The 638-nt window shown below is 63.6% G+C and carries 1 protein-coding gene; it reads left to right on the top strand.

Going from position 1 to position 638, the window contains the following annotated elements; all coding sequences use genetic code 11:
- The coding region (locus KUV72_RS19725; RefSeq protein ID WP_222239522.1) for a hypothetical protein at positions 1-638 on the top strand (638 nt) is incomplete at both ends.

The following is a 638-nucleotide window of genomic DNA, read 5'->3' as shown; positions in this document are numbered from 1 at the left end:
ACGCTGACACTGGGCGACGCCGACACCGACGTCGTGACCTTCAATACCGCCGAAGGCGTGTTGACCGTTGGTCGCGATGGCAGCTGGACCTTCGAGGCCAATAACAACCTCGACCAGGCAGAGAGCCCGTCGATCAACTTCACCATCTCCACGGTTGATACCGATGGTGACACCGCCTCCGATAGCCACACCGTCACCATCACCGACGGTACTGGCCCGACGGTCACTGTCACTGACAGCGATCCGGCGACCACCAACGCCGCCGTGTCCCTGGATGATGCTGACACTGAAGGCGACGCTTCCTCTACGGACGTGGCCAGCCTGACCTTTACCGCGGGCAGTGATGCGATTGCCAGCATTGGCTTTGGCGATACCGGAGCGATCAGTGTCGATGGCCTTAATGGCACCTTGACCTGGACCCTGAACTCCGCCGGTCAGCTGGAAGGGCGCACCGAAGCCGGTGGTGAGCCGGCCATCACCCTGACGCTGAACAACAACGGCTCGGTCACGGCTGGCCAGTCCGCGGTAGTGACCGTGACGGCCACGCTGGCCGACAGCCTGGCCCACGCCGATGGCGTCGATGCACTGACCATCAGCGGCATCACCGTGGTCGGCACCGACACCGACGGCACCAGCAC

Source organism: Halomonas sp. DP4Y7-1 (genome assembly GCF_019800705.1).
Taxonomy (GTDB): domain Bacteria; phylum Pseudomonadota; class Gammaproteobacteria; order Pseudomonadales; family Halomonadaceae; genus Halomonas; species Halomonas litopenaei_A.
This window is presented reverse-complemented; position numbering and strand designations above follow the sequence as displayed.